The following is a 21357-nucleotide window of genomic DNA, read 5'->3' as shown; positions in this document are numbered from 1 at the left end:
GCTCATGTTCCTCTATAAGGCTATTGTCTTTCTTCCCTTGATCGGCGCGATCGTCGCCGGCCTTTTCGGCCGCGCCATCGGCGCTAAGGCTTCGGAATATGTCACCAGCGGCCTGATGATCATCGCCGCGGTCCTGTCCTGGATCGTCTTTTTCAGCGTGGGCATGGGCCACGCCGAAGGCGGCCCGATCAAGGTCGAGGTGCTGCGCTGGATCCAGTCCGGCGGCATTGACGTCTCCTGGTCGCTGCGTGTGGATACGCTCACCTCGGTGATGCTGATCGTCGTCAACACGGTCTCGACGCTGGTGCATATCTATTCGATCGGATACATGCACACCGATCCGCATCGGCCGCGCTTCTTTGCCTATCTCTCGCTCTTCACCTTCGCCATGCTGATGCTGGTAACGGCAGACAACCTCGCCCAGATGTTCTTCGGCTGGGAAGGCGTCGGTCTCGCTTCCTATCTCTTGATCGGCTTCTGGTTCAAGAAGCCGTCGGCGACGGCTGCGGCGATGAAGGCCTTCATCGTCAACCGCGTCGGCGACTTCGGCTTCGTGCTCGGCATTGCCGGTGTCTTCGTGCTGTTCGGCTCTATCAACTTCGACACGATCTTCGCCAATGCCTCGAACTTCGCCCCGCATGAAGGCGGCGGCGAGGCGAGCGAAGTAATCCTCAACCTGTTCGGCATGCAGCTCGATAAGGCGCATGCGCTGACCGGCATCTGCCTGCTGCTGTTCATGGGCGCCATGGGCAAGTCGGCGCAGTTCCTGCTGCACACCTGGCTGCCGGACGCCATGGAAGGTCCGACCCCGGTCTCGGCCCTCATCCATGCCGCCACCATGGTCACCGCCGGCGTCTTCCTCGTCGCCCGCATGTCGCCCCTGTTCGAACTGTCGCACGATGCACTGACCGTCGTCACGGTCATCGGCGCGATCACCGCCTTCTTCGCGGCCACCGTCGGCCTCGTGCAGAACGACATCAAGCGCGTCATCGCCTATTCCACCTGTTCGCAGCTCGGCTACATGTTCGTGGCGCTCGGGGTAGGGGCCTATGGCGCGGCGATCTTCCATCTCTTCACCCACGCCTTCTTCAAGGCGCTGCTCTTCCTCTGCGCCGGCTCGGTCATCCATGCCGTCGATGGCGAGCAGGACATGCGCTACATGGGCGGCTTGCGGCCGCACATCAAGTGGACGTTCTGGATGATGATCATCGGCACGCTGGCGATCACCGGCGTCGGCATTCCCTTCACGCCGATCGGCTTTGCCGGTTTCTTCTCCAAGGATGTGATCATCGAGGCGACCTATGCTTCGCATTCGCCGGTCGCGGGCTTCGCCTTCTCGCTGCTGGTTATCGCGGCTCTGTTCACCAGCTTCTATTCCTGGCGCCTGATCTTCATGACCTTCTTCGGCAGGCCGCGCGCTTCGCATGAGGTCATGCACCACGTTCACGAGTCGCCCCAGGTCATGCTGGTGCCGCTCTATCTCCTGGCAGTCGGAGCGGTCTTCGCCGGCTATTTCTTCGAAGGCCGCTTCTACGGCGAGGAATATGCCGAGTTCTGGAAGGGCTCGCTCTTCACCGGCGCCGAGAACGAACTCGTCGAAGAGTTCCATCACGTGCCGGCGCTGGTGGCCCTGAGCCCCTTCATCGCCATGCTCCTCGGCTTCGTCACCGCCTGGTACATGTATATCCGCTCGCCGCAGACGCCGCGCGTCCTCGCCAAGCAGCACCGGGTTCTCTATCACTTCCTGCTCAACAAGTGGTATTTCGACGAACTCTACGACTTCCTCTTCGTCCGCACGGCAAGAGCACTTGGCCGCTTCCTGTGGAAGAAGGGTGACGTCGGCGTCATCGATACTTATGGCCCGAACGGCGTGGCGGCCCGCGTCGTCGCCGTCACCGACCGCGTCGTGCGTCTGCAAACCGGTTACCTCTATCACTATGCCTTCGCCATGCTGATCGGCATTGCGGCGCTCGTTACCTGGATGATGCTCGGGAGTTCCTTCTGATGACCGATTGGCCTATTCTTTCAACGGTCACCTTCCTGCCGCTCGTCGGCGTGGTGCTCCTGCTCTTGATGAATGGCGACAGCGAAAGCGGCCGGAAGAACGTGCTGTGGATCTCGCTGATCACCACCGTCTTCACCTTTGTCGTCTCGCTCTTCATCTGGATCGGCTTCGACAATGCGAACCCGGGCTTCCAGATGCTCGAAAAGCATGATTGGCTCGGCACCGGCATCGGCTACCATGTCGGCGTCGACGGCATCTCGATGCTGTTCGTCATCCTCTCGACCTTCCTCATGCCCTTTTGCGTACTGGCGAGCTGGCTCTCGATCGAGAAGCGCCTGAAGGAATACATGATCGCCTTCCTCATCCTGGAAACGATGATGATCGGCGTCTTCGTCTCGCTCGATATCGTGCTTTTTTACGTCTTCTTCGAGGCGGGCCTCATTCCGATGTTCCTGATCATCGGCGTCTGGGGCGGCAGGGACCGCGTTTATGCGAGCTACAAGTTCTTCCTCTATACGCTGCTCGGCTCGGTGCTGATGCTGCTCGCCATCATGGCGATGTACTGGCAGGCCGGTACCACCGACATCACCGCGCTGCTCGCCTACAAGTTCCCGCCGGCGATGCAGACCTGGTTGTGGCTCGCCTTCTTCGCCTCTTTCGCGGTGAAGATGCCAATGTGGCCGGTTCATACCTGGCTTCCCGATGCGCACGTTCAGGCGCCGACAGCAGGCTCGGTAATCCTGGCCGGCGTGCTGCTGAAGCTCGGCGGCTACGGCCTCATCCGCTTCTCGCTCGGCATGTTCCCGGTCGCGTCGGATTATTTCGCGCCGCTCGTCTTCGCCTTGTCCGTCATCGCCATCATCTATACCTCGCTGGTGGCGATGATGCAGGACGACATCAAGAAGCTGATCGCCTATTCCTCGGTGGCGCACATGGGCTACGTGACCATGGGCATCTTTGCCGCCAACATGCAGGGTGTTCAGGGTTCGATCTTCCAGATGCTGTCGCACGGCATCGTCTCCGGCGCGCTCTTCCTCTGCGTCGGCGTCGTTTACGACCGCACCCACACCCGCGAGATCAACGCCTATGGTGGCCTCGTCAACAATATGCCGAAATATGCGGTCGCGATGATGGTCTTCACCATGGCCAATGTAGGGCTTCCCGGCACCTCTGGCTTCGTCGGCGAATTCCTGACGCTGATCGGCGTCTTCCGGGTCAACACCTGGGTCGCGCTCTTTGCCGCTACCGGCGTCATCCTCTCGGCCGCTTACGCGCTTTGGCTCTATCGCCGGGTGATCTTCGGTGCGCTGGAGAAGGAAAAGCTGAAGGCATTGCTCGATCTTTCGCCACGCGAGCAGTTGATCCTCTATCCGCTGGTCGCACTGACGATCTTCTTCGGCGTATACCCGGCTCCGGTCTTCGACGCGACGGCCGCCTCGGTGGATCTGCTGGTCAACAACTACACGGCCGCCGTGCACGCAGCGCAGAATGTTGCGCTGTCTATGAAATGATGACGGGACTTATCGGACATGACCGCTGAAACAATTCTCCTCAGTCTGCATCTTTCCGCGCCGGAGCTCATCCTCGCGGTCGGCGCCCTTGTCCTGTTGATGGTCGGCGTCTTCTCGGGCGAGCGGTCGGGCCCCGTCGTCACCGGCCTCGCTATCGTCCTGCTGCTCGCCTCCGGCCTGTGGCTGCTCTTCGTGCCGGCGGAAGGCCTTGCCTATGGCGGCGTTTACATGGCCGATGGCTTCTCGCGCTTCATGAAGCTGGTGGCGCTGATCGGTTCGCTGGTCGCCCTGTTCATGACGCTCGGCCACGCCCGTGAAAACCAGCTCGACAAGTTCGAGTTCCCGGTTCTCCTGGTGCTGGCGACCCTCGGCATCCTGCTGATGATCTCGGCCAACGACCTGATCTCGCTCTATCTCGCGCTGGAACTGCAGTCGCTGGCGCTCTACGTCGTCGCCGCGATCAACCGCGACAGCCTGAAGTCGACCGAAGCCGGCCTCAAATATTTCGTACTCGGCGCACTGTCCTCCGGCATGCTGCTCTACGGCATGTCACTGGTTTACGGCTTCACCGGCCATACCCACTTCTCCGAGATCGCCCATGCGCTTTCCGTCGAGGGCGCGCGTTCGCTCGGCCTCATCTTCGGTCTGGTCTTCATCCTCGCCGGCATCGCCTTCAAGATCTCGGCCGTTCCCTTCCACATGTGGACGCCTGACGTTTATGAAGGCGCGCCGACGCCGGTCACCGCCTTCCTGGCCGCTGCCCCCAAGGTTGCCGCCATGGCGATGATGACCCGCATCGTCATCACCGCCTTCCAGCCGGTTCTGGCGGACTGGCAGCAGGTCGTCGTCTTCATTTCGATCGCCTCGATGCTGCTCGGCTCCTTTGCCGCGATCGGCCAGAAGAACATCAAGCGGCTGATGGCCTATTCCTCGATCGGCCACATGGGTTATGCGCTGGTCGGCCTTGCCGCCGGCAACCAGACCGGCGTTTCCGGCGTCATGCTTTACATGGTCATCTACATGGTCATGACGCTCGGCAGCTTTGCGATCATCATGTCGATGCGCCGCAAGGACGGCACCATTGTCGAAAACGTCGACGATCTCGCCGGCCTTTCCACCACCAACCCTTTCATGGCAGTGGTGCTGACGGCGCTGATGTTCTCGCTTGCCGGCATTCCGCCGCTCGCCGGCTTCTTCGCCAAGTACTTTGTCTTCGTTGCCGCGATCGAAGCAAAACTTTATGCGCTCGCCATCATCGGCGTTCTCGCCTCGGTCGTCGGCGCCTACTATTATCTGCGTGTCATCAAACTGATGTGGTTCGATGAGGCGACCGGCGAATTCGCCCGTGTCTCCGGCTCTCTGCGCCTGGTATTCGGTCTCTCCGGTCTTTTCGTCACCGCCTATGTCCTCATCGGCGGCCCGATCGGCGGCGCGGCAGCGCTTGCCGCCGCGACCCTCTTCTGATGGCGTCCGACGGGCAGCGCCGGATATCGCTCGGCGATTTCAGGCACGAAGCCCTGTCGGAAACATCATCCACCAACAGCGAATGCCTCGCCCGGGCTCGGGCGGGTGATCCCGGCAATCTCTGGATAACGGCCGAAAGGCAGACCGGCGGCCGCGGCCGCCGCGGCAGGCTCTGGGTTTCCGAACGCGGCAATCTCTACGCATCTCTTCTGCTGATCGACCCGGCGCCGATGGAGCGCCTCGGCTCGCTGCCACTTGCGATTGCCATCGCCGTTCACCAGGCAATCCGCGCCGTGCTGCCGCCCGGCGGCGAACCGCTCGAGGTCAAATGGCCGAACGATATTCTCATCGGCCGAAAGAAGACCTGCGGCATCCTGGTCGAAGGTGAGGGGCTGCCGAATGGTCGTTATGCCCTGATCGTCGGCATCGGCATCAATGTCTCGGTCATGCCTGACAATCCGCTCTATCCCGTCACCTGCCTGCGCCAGCATGCAAGCGCGGCGTCGCCGGAGGAACTCTTCGCTCATCTCTTTGCGGCGATGGCGGAACTGCTTGAAATATGGGATCAGGGCCGCGGTGTTGCCGAGATCACCGCGCGCTGGCGCGACATCGCCTGCGGCATCGGCGAAAAGATCACGGTGAATTTGCCGGACAGATCGATTTCCGGCCAATTCGCCGGAATTGATGATAATGGCTTGTTGATGCTCGATACCGGCGCTGGCAGGATTATGTCTATTGCCGCCGGTGATGTGTTTTTTGGATAGTGGAAAAAACGAAAATTATGGCGAAACAGGACGAACTGGTATTCCTGCCTCTGGGCGGCGTCGGCGAGATCGGGATGAATCTTGCCCTTTACGGCTACGGCCCGCCCGAGCATCGCCAGTGGATCATGGTCGACTGCGGCGTGACTTTTCCCGGGCCTGACCTGCCGGGCGTCGACCTCGTGCTGCCCGATATCCGCTTCCTCGCCAATGAGCGCAAGAACCTCAAGGCGATCATCATCACCCATGCCCATGAAGACCATTACGGGGCACTCGCCGACCTCTGGCCAGGCCTCAACGTTCCGGTTTACGCCTCCGCCTTTACATCGGGTCTGCTTGAAGCCAAACGCAGCTTCGAAAAGGGAACGATCGGTGAAGTGCCGGTGACGCCGTTCAAGGCAGGCGACACAATCAATGTAGGCCCCTTCAGCATCGAAGGTGTGGCCGTCAACCATTCGATCCCTGAGCCGATGTCGCTGATGATCCGGACGCCGGCCGGTAATGTCATCCATACAGGCGACTGGAAGATTGACCACGAGCCTTCGCTCGGACCCCTGACCGACGAGACGCGTTTCCGCCAGCTCGGCGACGAGGGCGTGCTGGCCCTGATGTGCGATTCCACCAATGCGCTGCGTGACGGCGTTTCGCCCTCCGAGAAGGATGTGTCGGAGAGCCTGCGCAAGATCATCGAGGATGCCGAGGGCCGGGTGGCGATCACCACCTTCTCGTCGAATGTCGGGCGTATTCGCACCGTTGCCGAGGCTGCCGAGGCTGCGGGCCGAGAGGTGCTGCTGCTCGGCAGTTCGCTGAAGCGTGTCGTCGATGTCGCGAGCGATCTCGGCCTGATGGAAGGGGTTAAACCTTTCATTTCGGAGGAGGAGTACGGCTATATCCCGCGCGACAAGGTCGTCGTCATCCTGACCGGCAGCCAGGGCGAGGCGCGGGCTGCGCTTGCCAAGCTTTCTCGCGACGAGATGCGCAATGTGGCCTTTGCGGCAGGCGATATCGTCGTGTTTTCCTCACGTGCCATTCCCGGCAACGAGAAGGCGATCCAGGACATCAAGAACGGCCTCGTCGAGCAGGGCGTGCATATCATCACCGACACCGAGGCGCTCGTCCATGTGTCCGGCCATCCCCGCCGCAACGAGTTGCAGCGAATGTATGAGTGGACGCGGCCGAAAATCGTGGTGCCGGTGCATGGCGAGGCGACGCATCTGACGGCGCATAAGGAGCTTGCCGAGCAATCCGGCATTGCGATGGTGCCGCGGGTGCGCAACGGCGACATCCTGCGGCTGGCGCCTGGTCCGGTCGAGGTTATCGGGGAAGCGCCGCACGGTCGCATCTACAAGGACGGTCTGCTGATCGGCGATTTCGACGAAATGGGCATCGGCGAGCGCAAGAAGCTCTCCTATGTCGGCCATGTCGCAGTCAGCGTCGTGCTCGACGCGCGTTACGACATTCTCGGCGATCCCGACCTCGTCTCGATCGGCTTGCCGGTTTATGACGATGAAGGCGAGGAGATGGAGGATACGCTCTACGATGCGGCCATCAGCGCCATCGAAAGCATTCCGCGCGCCCGCCGCAAGGACATCGACATGCTGCAGGAGGCCGTGCGCCGCGCCATCCGCGCCGCTGCAAACCACGCCTGGGGCAAGAAGCCAGTTGTCACCGCCTTCGTCACTAAGGTCTGACCATGCTCGGCCGGGTGAACCATATTGCCATTGCCGTTCCCGACCTTGCCGCGGCGACGGCTGCCTATCGCGACACGCTCGGGGCTGCCGTATCGCAGCCACAGCCTCTGCCGGAGCACGGGGTCACCGTCGTCTTCGTCGAATTGCCGAACACCAAGGTGGAATTGCTGGAGCCTCTCGGGCAGGATTCGCCAATCGCAGTCTTCCTCGAAAAGAACCCGTCCGGCGGCATGCACCATATCTGCTATGAGGTGGACGATATTCTTGTCGCCCGCGACCGGCTGGTCGCAACGGGCGCGCGGGTGCTTGGCGACGGCCAGCCGAAGACGGGCGCGCATGGCAAGCCGGTGCTCTTTCTGCACCCGAAGGATTTCTTCGGGACGCTGATCGAGCTCGAACAGGCCTGACGCCATTTGAATCGACGCATTTTCGCTGCGGCAGAGTGACCCGAAGGCGGCGAAATGTTTCGTTCGCTTTGAGTTGGACGCTGTTCCGCCGTATAAGGGCGTAAGCTCCAAGCGACGCAGCGCTTCTACGCGCTCTGTCGGCAAGACACCGCCGGGAAATATAATGCTACAGACCTTCCTCCAGGGATTCGCCGTCTACTTCATCATCTGGTGGATGACGCTTTTTGCCGTCCTGCCGATCGGCCTGCGCACCCAGGCGGAAGACGACGATATTGTCCTCGGCACGGTGCCAAGTGCGCCCACCCGCTTTCGTGCCGCCTTCGTCTTCTCGCTGACGACGCTGATTTCGGCGCTCATCTACGGCCTCTGGTACGTCTGCGACACCTATTTCGGCTGGGGCTTCGACGCCCTTCCACAACTCGGGCCGAGCTTCTATTAAGAGCTAGCTTTTGCTCAAACTTTGGGCATATGTAAATTCAGCCGACGGTATGCCGTCATACCAAGGTCATGCTGTTCCGGCAAAGAGCTCACGTAACGGAATGAGGCCCATCTCTTAACGGAAGGAGGGGTGGGTTCTTAAATGGAATTGGAAGCGAAAAAGCAAAAAAAAACAAGGCTAAAAGCCTTGTTTTAAGTATCGCGTGATCTGTAACCGTTGCCGGGGCTGCGACGAGCGCGCCTAAGATCTGATCCTCCCAAGACTTGACCGCGAATTCGGCAAGAATTTATCCTTCTTGCCTGTTTTGTGAGCTAAAGCTAGCTCAAACATTGGGCTTTGTCATTAGCTTTTTTTGCATTTTTGCTACACTCCAGCATAATTTTTCTGTTGACAAGATTTTCGTTCAAGTCCTTATAAACACGCGCTTTTTCATGCCCTGACATTTTGCGGGTGCGAACATGCGTATCCGGGAGGCAGCCGACATCAGTTGCGGGTTTCCTTCCTGCCGCGAAGCGGCTATGAACGCTCCCACATTAACGATGTACCTTCGATTCCGCTCAATCGCGGGATCTCAACTGCTTCGGAAACGCCATGCGTCTGTCTCGCTATTTCATGCCCATCCTTAAGGAAAACCCCAAGGAGGCGGAAATCGTCTCCCACCGGTTGATGCTGCGCGCCGGCATGATCCGCCAGCAGTCGCAGGGCATCTATTCATGGCTGCCGCTCGGTAAGCGCGTGCTCGACAAGGTCAATGCGATTATCCGCGAGGAACAGAACCGCGCCGGTGCCATCGAGCTTTCGATGCCGACCCTGCAATCGGCCGAGCTCTGGCAGGAAAGCGGCCGCTACGACGCCTATGGCAAGGAGATGCTGCGCATCAAGGACCGCCAGGATCGGCCGATGCTCTATGGTCCGACCAACGAGGAGATGGTGACGGATATTTTCCGCTCCTCGGTCAAATCCTACAAGGACTTGCCGCTCAATCTCTATCACATCCAGCTGAAGTTCCGCGACGAGATCCGTCCGCGCTTCGGCACCATGCGCTCGCGCGAATTCATGATGAAGGATGCCTATTCCTTCGATCTGACGCGCGAGGGTGCAGAGCATTCCTATAACAAGATGTTCGCCGCCTATCTCAGAACATTCGATCGGCTCGGCCTGCGCGCCATCCCGATGCGTGCGGACACCGGCCCGATCGGCGGCAATCTCAGCCATGAATTCATCATTCTCGCCGATACCGGCGAATCTGAGGTCTTCTGCCACAAGGACTTCGTCGGTTTCGATATTCCTGATGAGCGGACCGATTTCGATAGCGTCGAAGGCCTGAAGGCGATTTTCGACAAGTGGACCTCGCTCTATGCGGCGACCTCGGAAATGCACGACGAGGCCGCCTTCAACGCTGTTCCCGAAGCCGAGCGCCTTTCCGCCCGCGGCATCGAGGTCGGCCATATCTTCTATTTCGGCACGAAATATTCCGAGACGATGGGCGCTAAAGTGCAGGGACCTGACGGTAAGGAACACTTCGTTCACATGGGCTCCTACGGTATCGGCCCGACACGCCTTGTTCCCGCCATCATCGAAGCATCGCATGACGACAACGGAATCATCTGGCCGTCGTCGGTTGCACCCTTCGATGTCGTCGTAATCAACATGAAGGTGGGCGATGAGGCCTGCGACGATACCTGCGAGCTGATCTACGCCGCTCTGACGAAGGCCGGCAAGGACGTGCTCTACGACGATACCGACGATCGGGCCGGCACGAAATTCGCGACCGCCGACCTGATCGGCGTACCCGTCCAGATCATCGCCGGACCGCGCGCGGTCGCCAACGGCGAGGTCGAAGTGAAGGACCGCAAGACCGGCGCCCGCGAAACGATGACCATCGAAGCGGCGATCAACAGGTTCGTGGCTTAAGGAAACGGAGGCGAAATGGCAGAGGCAGCAGTGGACCGGAGTTCAAAATCCGGCTTGGGTCCGGCTGGCAAGCCATTTTCCACCTTTGAGCGCCTCGTGGCGTGGCGCTATCTGCGCGCGCGCCGCAAGGAGGCCTTCATATCGGTGATCGCCGGCTTCTCCTTCGTCGGCATCATGCTCGGCGTTGCGACGCTGATCATCGTCATGGCCGTCATGAATGGTTTCCGCACCGAACTGGTTTCGCGCATTCTCGGCATTAACGGCCACATGATCGTGCAGCCGATCGACGGCCCCTTCACCGATTATCCCGACCTCGCCAGCAGGCTGGCCGCCGTGCCCGGCGTCAAGATGGCGCTGCCGCTGGTCGAAGGCCAGGTTCTCGCCTCCGCCCAGGCCGGCGGCAGCACCGGCGCTCTGGTGCGTGGCGCGCGCGCCGAGGATCTGACCAAGCTCCAGACGGTGTCCCGGAACATCAAATCAGGCGACATGGTCGGCTATGCCTCCGGTGAAGGCGTGCTGATCGGCACCCGCATGGCCGATCAGCTTGGTTTGCGTGTTGGCGATCTCATTACATTGACGTCACCGGATGGCGACATCACGCCGATGGGCGTCAGCCCGCGCGTCAAGTCCTACAAGATTTCCGGCCTCTTCGAGATCGGCATGTCGGAATACGACTCCTCGATCATCTTCATGCCGCTCGAGGAAGCGCAGCTTTTTTTCAATGCCGAGGGGCTGGTGCAGTCGATCGAGCTTTTCGTCGACAATCCTGACGATATCGACGCTCTGAGGCCCAAGGTGGAGGAGGCGGCCGGACGCCAGATCGCCATCACCGACTGGCGCCAGCGCAACCAGACCTTCTTCTCCGCACTCCAGGTCGAACGCAATGTCATGTTCATGATCCTGACGCTGATCGTGCTTGTCGCGGCGCTCAACATCATCTCCGGCCTTATCATGCTGGTGAAGGACAAGGGCAGCGATATCGCCATCCTGCGCACGATGGGCGCCAGCGCCGGTGCGATCATGCGCATCTTCTTCATGACCGGAGCGGCGATCGGCATCGTTGGCACCATCGCCGGCGTGCTGCTTGGCGTTCTCGTCTGCCTCAACATCGAATCCATCCGCCAGTTCTTCTCCTGGATTTCGGGCGAAGTGATCTTCAATCCGCAGGTCTATTTCCTCAGCCAGCTGCCGGCCGAAATGGACCTCAGCGAAACGATCTCGATCGTCATCATGGCGTTGACGCTCTCCTTCATCGCGACCATTTTCCCGGCCTGGCGCGCCTCCAGGCTCGATCCGGTGCAGGCCCTGCGCTACGAATAAGGAATGCCGCCTTCATGAACCGCAACGTCGTTCTCAAGCTTACCGGCGTCGAGCGCCATTACGGGCAGGGCGATACGCTGCTCCCGATCCTGAGGGGCGCCGATTTTTCCATGTCGAAGGGCGAGATCGTCGCTCTCGTCGCCCCTTCCGGCACCGGCAAGTCGACGCTGCTGCATGTCGCCGGCTTGCTGGAGCATCCGGACGGCGGTGAAGTCAACATCAACGGCCATGCCTGCGACGGCCTTTCCGACGACAATCGCACCGCGATCCGCCGCAGCGAAATCGGATTCGTCTACCAGTTCCACCATCTGCTGCCGGAATTTTCCGCGCTCGAGAACATCATGATGCCGCAGCTCATCGCCGGACTGTCCTGGAAGGAAGCCGGGGAGCGGGCCGGCCAGCTTCTCGATTACATGCGCATCGGCCATCGTGGCGCCCACCGCCCGGGCGAGCTTTCAGGCGGCGAGCAGCAGCGCGTCGCGATCGCCCGCGCCGTTGCCAATGCGCCGACCCTGCTGCTTGCCGACGAGCCGACCGGCAATCTCGACCCGGAAACGGCAAGCTACGTCTTCGACGCGCTGGAGGCGCTTGTGCGTCAGTCCGGTCTTGCGGCCCTCATCGCCACCCACAACCACGAGCTCGCCCGTCGCATGGATCGGCGCGTGACGATCTCGGACGGCAAGGTTGTCGACTTCTGAAGTTTCGGTCAGGGGGTGACCAGCCCACCTCGATAGTCGAGCACATAAGCCTTCCGGCCATCGACCATGATGCATTCATGGCCGCTGAACCGTTCGCAGCCGCCTTCGCTGCGGTCGATATAACGGCCGAACGGATGATCGAATTCCATTCCGCCAAGAAACCGGCCTTCCCGATACATTGCCGAGAGCGCCGCCTTGATCACCGTTCCAGCCGCACCGCCATCGATGAGATCAGGCGCGACCACACAGCCGAAATAATTCATCGCCCAGACCGGTTCCTCGGCAAACCACACCACCTCCTGTCCGGCGAAATCGGTGCCGCCGAAATAGCTGTCGAATACCCCCAGTTCCCGCTGAAGTAGCCGATATCATGCGCACCCGGCCGGCAGGGCAGGCGAGGTACGCCGCCCCCGACATAGGTCGCGGCCTTGGCCTCTACGATGAAGTCATTCAGCACCGTGGTATCCAGCATTCTCGTCATCCTCCCCTGAGTCACCATGGTACGGATGTAGCAGAATAATTAGAACATAAGAAGAACAAAGCGGCGGAAGCGCTCATCGCCTGGAGCCGTGGTTCAGGCGTCGATGCGACGCACGCACCGTTTGGCGAGGGAATGTCGAGTCCGTGCGGAGCATCCCGGTGCTGAGGCGGGCATTTGATTCGGCAGCACGCGCCAGCATTTTTCAAACGCAAGCGCGGAGGAAAAGATTCCTGTTGACACTAGAACATAGATCGAACAAACTAAAAACATAACGAGTAAAGGAGAGCCAGATGACTGACATGATCCGTGATATCGCAGCATTCACCTCCATCGCAATGTTCGTTGCCAGCTTTTCACTTATCGTCATCGCGATCTAAAGATTTCAGGGGACCGCATGTCAGTCATGCGGTTGGGACGCAGGACTTCTTCTGGACATCATTGCCCTCAATGCCGACAATGCGTCCGATTCATTTCGGGTGTTGGGAAGGCATATCATGGCGGAGACGGAAAAGGGTTCAATGGGTGCGGTGACCGGCGGCACACCGGGCTTCATCCACCTGAGGGTCCACTCCGCCTATTCGCTTCTCGAGGGCGCGCTGCCTCTCAAGAAGATCCTCTATAAAGCCACCGGCGACAGTCAGCCGGCGATTGCCATTACCGACACTAACAACCTTTTCGTCGCCCTTGAATTCTCGCAAAAAGCAATGGACGAGGGCCTGCAGCCGATCATCGGCTGCCAGCTCTCGATTGATATGGAAGATGGGCTGGAAACGGAAAAACGCGGCGGCCAGCAGGCGCTGATCAAGCTGCCGTCGATCGTCCTTCTCGCCGCGACGGAGGCCGGTTACGAAAAGCTGGTCGACCTCGTCAGCCGCGCCTATCTCGGCGGCGAAAGCAACCAGGCCATTCATATCAGAGCCTCCTGGCTGGAAGAGGCAGGCACGGAGGGGCTGATCGCCTTGACCGGCGCCCTGACCGGCCCGGTCGACGCGGCTGTCAGGGAAGGCCATTCCGCCCAGGCGGAAGCACGGCTGCTCATGTTGAAGCGTCTCTTCGGCGACAGGCTCTATGTCGAGTTGCAGCGGCACGGCACCTACGACAAGCGGCATGAGCAAAAGATCGTCGGGCTTGCCTATGCCCACGATCTTCCGCTGGTCGCCACCAACGAAGCCTTCTTTCCGACCCGCGACGATTACGACGCCCATGACGCGCTGATGGCGGTCGCCCACAACGCCATCGTCTCCGACGACAGCCGCTTTCGCCTGACGCCGGATCATTATCTGAAGAGCCGGGCCGAGATGGCCAAGCTCTTCGCCGACCTGCCGGAAGCGCTTGAGAATACGATCGAGATCGCCAGGCGCTGCTCCTTCGTGTTGAAGACCCGAAAGCCGATCCTGCCGCGCTTCACGGGCGCTACCGATGATGCCGAGGAGGCCGAACGCGCCGAGGCGGGCGAACTGCGCCGCCAGGCGGTCGAGGGGTTGGACATGCGGCTTGCCACACTCGGCATGTCGCCGGGTTACGAGGAGAAGGATTACCGCGAGCGGCTGGAATTCGAGCTCAGCGTCATCGAGCGCATGCGCTTTCCCGGTTACTTCCTGATTGTTGCCGACTTCATCAAATGGGCCAAGCAGCATGATATTCCAGTCGGTCCGGGCCGCGGTTCGGGCGCCGGTTCGCTGGTCGCCTATGCATTGACGATCACCGACGTCGACCCGCTGCGCTTCTCGCTGCTCTTCGAACGCTTCCTCAATCCCGAACGCGTCTCGATGCCGGACTTCGACATCGACTTCTGCCAGGATCGCCGCGAAGAGGTGATCCGCTACGTCCAGGCCAAATATGGTCGCGAGCAGGTGGCGCAAATCATCACCTTCGGTTCGCTGCAGGCGCGCGCCGCCCTTCGCGACGTCGGCCGCGTGTTGGAAATGCCTTATGGCCAGGTCGACAAGATCTGCAAACTCGTGCCGAACAATCCGGCCAATCCGACTCCGCTCTCCAAGGCGATCGAGGAGGAGCCGAAGCTGCAGGAGGAAGCGGCGAAGGAACCGGTGGTGGCGCGCCTGCTCGACATCGCCCAGAAGATCGAGGGGCTTTACCGCCATGCCTCGACGCATGCCGCCGGCATCGTCATTGGCGACCGGCCGCTGTCCAAGCTGGTGCCGATGTATCGCGATCCGCGCTCCGACATGCCGGTTACCCAGTTCAACATGAAGTGGGTGGAGCAGGCCGGTCTCGTCAAATTTGACTTTCTCGGCCTGAAGACGCTGACCGTGCTGAAGGTCGCGGTCGATTTCGTCGCCAAGCGCGGCATCAACGTCGATCTCGCCGCCATTCCTCTCGACGACAAACTGACCTACGAGATGCTGTCGCGCGGCGAGACGGTCGGTGTGTTCCAGGTGGAAAGTGCCGGCATGCGCAAGGCGCTGATCGGCATGAAGCCGGACTGCATCGAGGACATCATCGCGCTGGTCGCCCTCTACCGCCCGGGCCCGATGGAGAATATCCCGACCTACAATGCCCGCAAGCACGGCGATGAAGAGCTGGAATCGATCCATCCGATGATCGACCACCTGCTCAAGGAAACGCAGGGCGTCATCGTCTACCAGGAACAGGTGATGCAGATCGCCCAGGTGCTGTCCGGCTATTCGCTTGGCGAAGCGGACCTTCTGCGCCGCGCCATGGGCAAGAAGATCAAGGCGGAGATGGACCAGCAGCGCGAACGCTTCGTCGTCGGCGCCGTCAAGAACGGCGTCTCGAAGCCGCAGGCCGACAATATCTTCGAACTCTTGGCGAAGTTCGCCAATTACGGCTTCAACAAGTCGCACGCCGCCGCCTACGCCATCGTCTCCTACCAGACGGCCTATATGAAGGCGCATTTTCCGGTCGAATTCCTCGCCGCTTCGATGACGCTCGACATGTCCAACACCGAAAAGGTCAATGATTTCCGTCAGGATGCCAAGCGCTTGGGCATTGAGGTGATCGCGCCGTCGGTGCAGACCTCATTCCGCCATTTTGAGACCGGCGACAGCCGCATCTATTATGCGCTCGCCGCTTTGAAGGGCGTTGGCGAATCCGCCGTCGACCACATCGTCGAAGTGCGCGGCGACAAGCCTTTTGCCAGCATCGAGGATTTCTGCCTGCGGATCGATCCGCGCCAGGTGAACCGCCGCGTGCTCGAAAGCCTGATCTATGCCGGCGCCTTCGATTGTTTCGGCACGGACCGCGCCCAGCTTGCCGCCGGCCTCGACCGTATCCTCGGTTATGCCCAGCGCGCCCAGGAAAACAAGCTGAGCGGTCAATCGGATATTTTCGGCAGTACCTTGACGTCAGGTCCGGAGAAGATCTCCTTGCCGCCCCATTCACCCTGGCTGGCTTCGGAGCGGCTGCTCAAGGAATTCCAGGTGCTGGGCTTCTATCTCACGGCCCACCCGCTCGATTCCTACAACAACATTCTGCAGAAGATGCGCGTGCAGACCTTTGCCGAGTTCTCCGCGGCGATCAAGCAGGGGGCTGCCAATGCGCGCCTTGCCGGCACCGTCATCTCGAAGCAGGAGCGCAAGACCCGCACCGGCAACAAGATGGGCATCATCGTCTTTTCCGACTCGTCGGGCCAGTTCGAGGCTGTTTTGTTTTCGGAGATGCTGAATCAATATCGCGACATGCTTGAGTCCGGAAAATCCTTCCTGCTGACCGCGACCGGCGAAGAGAGGCCGGAGGGCATCGGCCTCCGCATCCAGACGATCCAGTCGCTCGAGGAAAAATCGCTGCAGATGCAGAAGGCGCTACGCGTCTATGTCCGCGACTCCGGGCCGCTGAAAATGGTAGCCGGCCATCTGAACGCCAAGGGCGACGGCCTCGTATCCTTCATTGTCATCAAGGAGGAGGGGAAGCGCGAGGTGGAAGTGGCGCTGCCGGAAAAATACCGCATCACGCCCGAGATCGCGGCCGCCCTTCGCGCCGCCCCCGGCGTCGTCGATGTCGAACTTGTCTAACGAACAGGGCAACCGGGAGAAGCCCGGCTGCCTGTCCATGCTTTTCAGCCGGCCTGTAGCCGGCATGACGCGTCCGCACAGCGGCCTCTGCCGAAGCCCATGATGACCATGCCGATCAGCGTCGCTCCGACCGGCACCATCAGGGCGGTCCGTAGCGCCTCCAGCCGTTCGGACGGGCTGTCACCATCGCCGAGGGCAAGCGTGCCGACGGCGCTGACGGCGGACAGGCCCAAGGCTGCACCGAACTGGAATGAGGTGTTCACTAGGCCGCTTGCCAGCCCCTGTTCGTCTTCGGCAATACCTTCCGTCGCGATGATCGTCAGCGGCCCATAGCCTAGCGAGAAGGAGAGGCCGAGCAGAACCATTGACGGCAACATGGCCGCATAGGTCCAGTCGAGGCCCATGCCGAGGAAGAGCGCGTAGCCGGCGATGGCGAAAGCAAAGCCGCCAAGTACGACGCGTCCGTTGCCAAAGCGTTCGACGAGCAGGGGTGTGAGCAGCGGAGCCAGAATGGCATCCATGCCGATAACGATAAGTGCGAGGCTGGTTTCGAAGGAAGACCAGCCCAGTAGCTCCTGCAGATAAAGCGAGACGACGAACTGGAAACCGAAGAAGGCGCCGGTAAAGAGCATCGCCCCGAGATTGGATCGCACAAGAACGGCAGATCGGAAAATCCCGAGCCTTATCAGCGGCGCGCGCGACTTGCGTTCAATGAAAGCGAAGGCGAACCAGAACACCATGCTCGCCCCTGCTGCCGCGATCGTCCAAGTCAGATCGTTGGCCGCGTTTTCCATCCGTGTCAGCGCATAGGCGGCAAGCAACATGGCGCCGGTCAACGTCAGCGCGCCCGCAATGTCGAATTTTTGTCGCTGGGCGGCGTCTTCCTTCTTCTCTACGATCAGCTTCATGCCGGCCAGCAGCAGGATAGCGGAGAAGATGACCGGTGCGAAGAACACCCAGCGCCAGCCGACGGCTGAGAGAAGCCCTCCAATGACAAGACCAAGCGAGAAGCCGGCCGAGGCTGTGCCGGCATAGATCAGCACGGCCTTGTTGCGCTGCGGTCCCTCTGGAAAGTTGCCGTTGATAAGAGCAAGGCCAGCCGGTGTCATGAAGGCAGCTGCCGCACCTGTAACGAAGCGAGCCGCCAGCAGCATCCAGCCCTCCGTCGCAAAACCGCCGAGACCAGAAAACAGCAGGAATATCGTGAGAGCCGTCAAAAAGACCTTGCGCTTGCCGTACATATCGGCGACTCGCCCTCCGAGCAGCATCAGGCCGGCATAGGCAAGCACATAGGCCGAGACAACGGCGCTCAACGTTGTCGTCGAAAGGCCGAGTTCGGCCCGGATCGAGGGCAGGGCGATATTGAGCATGGCCGCATCGACGCCTTCGAGAAAGATCGCGCCGCAGAGCACCGTTAGCATACCGGCAGTTCCGGCGCCCATTCTTGCGCTCTCTGCTGTCAAGGGAGGACTTGTAGACATCATGAAGTTCCTTATCCGTGAGGGAACAACGAGCATGGTTACATATTGATCCTCGGTTCCCTATTGTAACCATGGCTGACATAGGGCATGGTTCGAACCCATGGAAGAAGGCACTTCAAACTCACCGAGTGACTGCTGCAGCACCGAGCGCGATTACGACATCCACCAGTGGGACGCGCGGGAGGGATGCGAGGTGCGTCAGATCCTCGATCGCATTGCCGACAAATGGTCGCTGCTGGTCATTGCACTGCTCGAAAAGCGCACCCTCCGCTTTACCGAACTGCGCAAAAGTATTGATGGCATCAGCCAGCGCATGCTGACGACGACGTTGCGTCAGCTCGAGCGTGACGGTCTAATCGAGCGGACGGTTTATCCAGTGGTGCCGCCAAGGGTCGATTACGCGTTGACGGATCTGGGCTGCACGCTGCACGATACGATCAAGGCGCTCGTCGTCTGGACGGAGGCGAACCAGGCAAAGATTATTGCCGCCCGCCGAAGCTACGACGAGCGCGCCGGCGAGAAGCTTTGGTAGGTCTCAGCTCTCGCGGGTGACGGTAATGAATTCGGTACCTTCGCCTGTTTCGGAGCCGATGCCCGTATCCGAGATTGTCAAAGTCGAGCCGGGAGAAATCAACGCGTCGATCCGGTGACGGGTTTCGTCCGGAATCGAGATTCGACTGAGCGCCTTGGCGATAGGCCGGCCGCTGATGATCGAGCTTTCCTGATTGGTGATGCCGAGCCGCTTCATCGTCTCGCGGGAGAGAATGTTCGTGAGCGTCACTCCAAGCCAGCCCGCCGTGCCGGCGGTCGCATCAATCGCATGCAGCGTCAGGAGATGCGTGCCGAGCGCCAGGCTCGGATCGGCGATCGTGACCGGCGCCTCGAATATCGGCTTGAAGGACTGTCGCACCATGATGACGCCGTTCGGCGGCTCACCCCTGCCGGCCGCCGCATAGACCGATTTGAGCAGGGTGTCGGAGATCAGGCTCCTGTCATCGGCAAATTCCGTTGGCCGCAGCGCCTTGAAAGCCCTGATCGCCTGCACGGTCGTTGGGCCGAGCAAGCCGTCCGGATCGCCGGCGGAAAAGCCGAGCTGGTTGAGAAGGACCTGGATATCGATCACCGTCTCGCGCAGTGTCCGGCGTGTAATGAGTATGGCGATCGGCTCGGACGGCACCGCAGCTGCCGGGGCTGCAACCGGCAACGGCATTGCAGCCGTGTCGTTCATCGCTACCTGTACAGGGGTCTCGGAACTGTTGAGGATCGAGGGCCGCAGCTCGACATCCGAAAGTAGCGGCATCGCCGGCGAATCCGGCTGGAAAAGATTGGGATGGTCGATCGGCTGCGGCGCCAGTTCGCCATCGCTGATAATGACGGGGATACCGGCCTCGGTCATGCCATAGAGCATCTTGGCGAAGGCGCCGGGCATGCGCACGCAGCCATGCGAGGCCGGATAGCGCGGCACCGAATTTGATTCGTGCAGCGCGATGCCGGACCATGTCAGTCGCTGCATGAAAGGCATCGGCGCGTTCGAATAGAGATTGGATTCGTGGTACCTCTGCTTCTCGATGACGGAGAAGATGCCGCTCGGCGTCGTGTGGCCGTCCTTGCCGGTCGAGACCTTCGAGGTTGCGACGACCTCGGTGCCGTCATAAACCACAAGCGACTGCTTGTTCTTCGAGACGAAGATCTGCAGGGTGCGTGCATCCGTCGCAAAAGCAGGGTGCACGAGTGCGGTGGCCGACAGCAAGCCGAGGCCGAAGACGAGACGCGAGAACATGATACCCAACCATACGCAATACTGGTTCGGCACATTATGGGACGAAGTTTAAGGAAGATTTTATGGGTCTGGCGACAGATCCGCCTCACGCCTTAGTGATCGCGCTTGGTGCTGCCGAACGTATACCCGGTCTCCACCGTCTTCTTGCCGAACTTGTCGCGCAGCTTGTCCATCGCCGCTTCGGCGGCGGCTCGCCGGCTCGATTGCCGGTCGATGAGATCGGGCGGATCGGCTCGCGCAGGGTCGCCGAGATCGGTGACGCCGATGCCGATCAGCCGGAATTTCGTGCCGTCCGTCTCCTTTTCGAGAAGCTCGAGCCCGATGCGGAAGATCCTGTCGACAAGCTGGGTCGGGTCCTCGAGCTTGCGGTTGCGGGTGCGTGTCTTGAAGTCGGCGCTCTTCATCTTCAGCACTACGGTCCGGCCGGCTATGTCGCCCTTCTTCAGGCGCCAGGAAACCTTTTCCGAAAGATTGCGCAAGATCGGCACCAGATCGTCGTAGCGCGAGATGTCCTCGAAGAAGGTCGTTTCGGCGGAAACGCTCTTGGCCGCATCGTTGAGATGCACCTCGCGATCGTCGACGCCGCGCGATAGCCGGGCGAGCCGTTGGCCGATGCTGCCGTAGCGGCGCATCAGGTCGTTCTCCTCCATCTGCTGCAGCTGACCGATGGTGCGGATACCGTCTGCCTCCAGCGTCGCGGCAAAGGCCTTGCCGACACCCCAGATGGTGGTGACGGGACGCGGTGCCAGGAATTCGACCGCTTCCTCACGGCCGATGACGGAAAAGCCACGCGGCTTCTGCAGGTCGGAAGCGACCTTGGCGAGGAATTTGCAGTAGGAAAGCCCGACGGAGACGGTAATGCCGATCTCGTGCTCGATGCGGCGGGCGAACTTGGCGAGCGTGCGCGCCGGCGGGTCGTGATGCAACCTCTCGGTGCCGCCAAGTTCCAGGAAGGCTTCGTCGATCGACAGCGGCTGCACCAGCGGCGTCAGATCCTGCATCAGCCCGCGCACCTGGCGCCCGACCCGCACATATTTCTCCATGTCAGGGCGGATGACGACGGCCTGAGGACATGCCTCCAGCGCCTTGAACATCGGCATCGCCGAACGCACGCCGTGGATGCGGGCGATATAGCAGGCAGTGGAGACCACACCGCGTTTGCCACCGCCGATGATGACGGGCTTGTCGGCAAGTTCGGGATTGTCGCGCTTCTCGACGGCTGCGTAGAAGGCGTCACAATCGATATGCGCAAGCGTTAATGCATAGAGCTCGCGATGACGCACCACGCGCGGACTGCCGCAGGATAGGCAACGGCGCGCTTCGCCCTTCTGCTCGGCAAGGCAGTCGCGACAGAAGCCGGGTGTCTTGTCGGGTGTGGGTGTCATGATGAGAACAAAGATTGAACGTCGGGAC

Annotated in this window: 15 protein-coding genes and 1 pseudogene; 12 read left to right on the top strand and 4 right to left on the bottom strand. The window is 60.7% G+C overall.

What is annotated here, in order from left to right:
- The first annotated feature begins 4 nt into the window (after positions 1-4).
- The 10 genes from nuoL to GA0061105_RS19505 all read left to right on the top strand — a co-directional run bounded on the left by nuoL (position 5) and on the right by GA0061105_RS19505 (position 12210).
- Positions 5-2005, top strand: coding sequence for an NADH-quinone oxidoreductase subunit L (nuoL, locus tag GA0061105_RS19555; RefSeq protein WP_064692591.1), 2001 nt, complete (start codon positions 5-7; stop codon positions 2003-2005).
- Positions 2005-3516 carry an NADH-quinone oxidoreductase subunit M gene (locus tag GA0061105_RS19550; RefSeq protein WP_064692592.1) on the top strand — a complete coding sequence of 504 codons (1512 nt, stop codon included), beginning with the start codon at positions 2005-2007 and terminating at the stop codon, positions 3514-3516. The genes nuoL and GA0061105_RS19550 overlap by 1 nt, the downstream gene beginning before the upstream one ends.
- 18 nt (positions 3517-3534) lie before the next feature.
- Complete coding sequence (gene nuoN / locus GA0061105_RS19545) at positions 3535-4980, top strand: NADH-quinone oxidoreductase subunit NuoN (RefSeq protein ID WP_092752319.1); 1446 nt, start codon at positions 3535-3537, stop codon at positions 4978-4980.
- Positions 4980-5744, top strand: coding sequence for a biotin--[acetyl-CoA-carboxylase] ligase (locus GA0061105_RS19540; protein ID WP_064692594.1), 765 nt, complete (start codon positions 4980-4982; stop codon positions 5742-5744). The genes nuoN and GA0061105_RS19540 overlap by 1 nt, the downstream gene beginning before the upstream one ends.
- A 17-nt stretch (positions 5745-5761) precedes the next feature.
- Complete coding sequence (locus GA0061105_RS19535; protein WP_092752317.1) at positions 5762-7432, top strand: ribonuclease J; 1671 nt, start codon at positions 5762-5764, stop codon at positions 7430-7432.
- Between the two features lie 2 nt (positions 7433-7434).
- The gene (mce, locus tag GA0061105_RS19530; RefSeq protein ID WP_092752315.1) at positions 7435-7839 is read left to right on the top strand and encodes a methylmalonyl-CoA epimerase; all 405 of its coding nucleotides are present in this window, start codon (positions 7435-7437) and stop codon (positions 7837-7839) included.
- Positions 7840-8002: 163 nt separating this feature from the next.
- A complete protein-coding gene (locus GA0061105_RS19525) occupies positions 8003-8278 on the top strand; it encodes a DUF1467 family protein (protein ID WP_029531512.1) in 276 nt (91 codons plus the stop codon).
- A gap of 591 nt (positions 8279-8869) precedes the next feature.
- Positions 8870-10192, top strand: a complete 1323-nt coding sequence (gene proS, locus GA0061105_RS19515) for a proline--tRNA ligase (protein ID WP_064692597.1) — start codon at positions 8870-8872, stop codon at positions 10190-10192.
- 15 nt (positions 10193-10207) lie between these two features.
- Positions 10208-11512, top strand: coding sequence for a lipoprotein-releasing ABC transporter permease subunit (locus tag GA0061105_RS19510; protein WP_064692598.1), 1305 nt, complete (start codon positions 10208-10210; stop codon positions 11510-11512).
- 14 nt (positions 11513-11526) lie between these two features.
- Entirely contained in the window at positions 11527-12210 is a 684-nt protein-coding gene (locus GA0061105_RS19505) for an ABC transporter ATP-binding protein (protein ID WP_064692599.1), read from the top strand.
- An 8-nt stretch (positions 12211-12218) separates the two neighbouring features.
- Here the strand turns inward: GA0061105_RS19505 and GA0061105_RS19500 are convergent.
- Positions 12219-12682 (bottom strand): annotated as a pseudogene (locus GA0061105_RS19500) (DUF5680 domain-containing protein).
- 503 nt (positions 12683-13185) lie between these two features.
- Here GA0061105_RS19500 and dnaE point away from each other — a divergent pair.
- A complete protein-coding gene (gene dnaE, locus GA0061105_RS19495; protein ID WP_092752313.1) occupies positions 13186-16683 on the top strand; it encodes a DNA polymerase III subunit alpha in 3498 nt (1165 codons plus the stop codon).
- Positions 16684-16727: 44 nt separating this feature from the next.
- Here dnaE and GA0061105_RS19490 read toward each other — a convergent pair whose 3' ends face one another.
- A complete protein-coding gene (locus GA0061105_RS19490; RefSeq protein ID WP_245304379.1) occupies positions 16728-18125 on the bottom strand; it encodes an MFS transporter in 1398 nt (465 codons plus the stop codon).
- Positions 18126-18264: 139 nt separating this feature from the next.
- On the opposite strand from GA0061105_RS19490, the gene GA0061105_RS19485 reads away from it, so the two are divergent.
- Positions 18265-18696, top strand: a complete 432-nt coding sequence (locus GA0061105_RS19485) for a winged helix-turn-helix transcriptional regulator (protein WP_092752311.1) — start codon at positions 18265-18267, stop codon at positions 18694-18696.
- Positions 18697-18699: 3 nt separating this feature from the next.
- Here the strand turns inward: GA0061105_RS19485 and GA0061105_RS19480 are convergent, their stop codons facing one another.
- The gene (locus GA0061105_RS19480; protein WP_092752309.1) at positions 18700-19944 is read right to left on the bottom strand and encodes a L,D-transpeptidase family protein; all 1245 of its coding nucleotides are present in this window, start codon (positions 19942-19944) and stop codon (positions 18700-18702) included.
- A gap of 92 nt (positions 19945-20036) precedes the next feature.
- Positions 20037-21329: a DNA polymerase IV gene (locus GA0061105_RS19475; RefSeq protein ID WP_092752515.1), complete on the bottom strand. Its 1293-nt coding sequence runs from the start codon at positions 21327-21329 to the stop codon at positions 20037-20039.
- Positions 21330-21357 lie beyond the last annotated feature (28 nt).

Origin of the sequence: Rhizobium aethiopicum (assembly GCF_900094625.1) — a bacterium.
Lineage (GTDB): Bacteria > Pseudomonadota > Alphaproteobacteria > Rhizobiales > Rhizobiaceae > Rhizobium > Rhizobium aethiopicum.
Note: the sequence above shows the minus strand (reverse complement) of the source record. Positions and strands in the feature narration are given on the sequence as shown.

What these genes read in the sequence shown, in the direction of transcription:
- GA0061105_RS19505 (WP_064692599.1), top strand. Translation starts at nt 11,527, where the DNA reads ATGAACCGCAACGTCGTTCTCAAGCTTACCGGCGTCGAGCGCCATTAC.
- proS (WP_064692597.1), top strand. Translation starts at nt 8,870, where the DNA reads ATGCGTCTGTCTCGCTATTTCATGCCCATCCTTAAGGAAAACCCCAAG.
- GA0061105_RS19550 (WP_064692592.1), top strand. Translation starts at nt 2,005, where the DNA reads ATGACCGATTGGCCTATTCTTTCAACGGTCACCTTCCTGCCGCTCGTC.
- GA0061105_RS19480 (WP_092752309.1), bottom strand. Translation starts at nt 19,944, where the DNA reads ATGTTCTCGCGTCTCGTCTTCGGCCTCGGCTTGCTGTCGGCCACCGCA.
- GA0061105_RS19485 (WP_092752311.1), top strand. Translation starts at nt 18,265, where the DNA reads ATGGAAGAAGGCACTTCAAACTCACCGAGTGACTGCTGCAGCACCGAG.
- nuoN (WP_092752319.1), top strand. Translation starts at nt 3,535, where the DNA reads ATGACCGCTGAAACAATTCTCCTCAGTCTGCATCTTTCCGCGCCGGAG.
- dnaE (WP_092752313.1), top strand. Translation starts at nt 13,186, where the DNA reads ATGGCGGAGACGGAAAAGGGTTCAATGGGTGCGGTGACCGGCGGCACA.
- GA0061105_RS19490 (WP_245304379.1), bottom strand. Translation starts at nt 18,125, where the DNA reads ATGGGCGCCGGAACTGCCGGTATGCTAACGGTGCTCTGCGGCGCGATC.
- GA0061105_RS19540 (WP_064692594.1), top strand. Translation starts at nt 4,980, where the DNA reads ATGGCGTCCGACGGGCAGCGCCGGATATCGCTCGGCGATTTCAGGCAC.
- nuoL (WP_064692591.1), top strand. Translation starts at nt 5, where the DNA reads ATGTTCCTCTATAAGGCTATTGTCTTTCTTCCCTTGATCGGCGCGATC.
- GA0061105_RS19510 (WP_064692598.1), top strand. Translation starts at nt 10,208, where the DNA reads ATGGCAGAGGCAGCAGTGGACCGGAGTTCAAAATCCGGCTTGGGTCCG.
- GA0061105_RS19475 (WP_092752515.1), bottom strand. Translation starts at nt 21,329, where the DNA reads ATGACACCCACACCCGACAAGACACCCGGCTTCTGTCGCGACTGCCTT.
- mce (WP_092752315.1), top strand. Translation starts at nt 7,435, where the DNA reads ATGCTCGGCCGGGTGAACCATATTGCCATTGCCGTTCCCGACCTTGCC.
- GA0061105_RS19535 (WP_092752317.1), top strand. Translation starts at nt 5,762, where the DNA reads ATGGCGAAACAGGACGAACTGGTATTCCTGCCTCTGGGCGGCGTCGGC.
- GA0061105_RS19525 (WP_029531512.1), top strand. Translation starts at nt 8,003, where the DNA reads ATGCTACAGACCTTCCTCCAGGGATTCGCCGTCTACTTCATCATCTGG.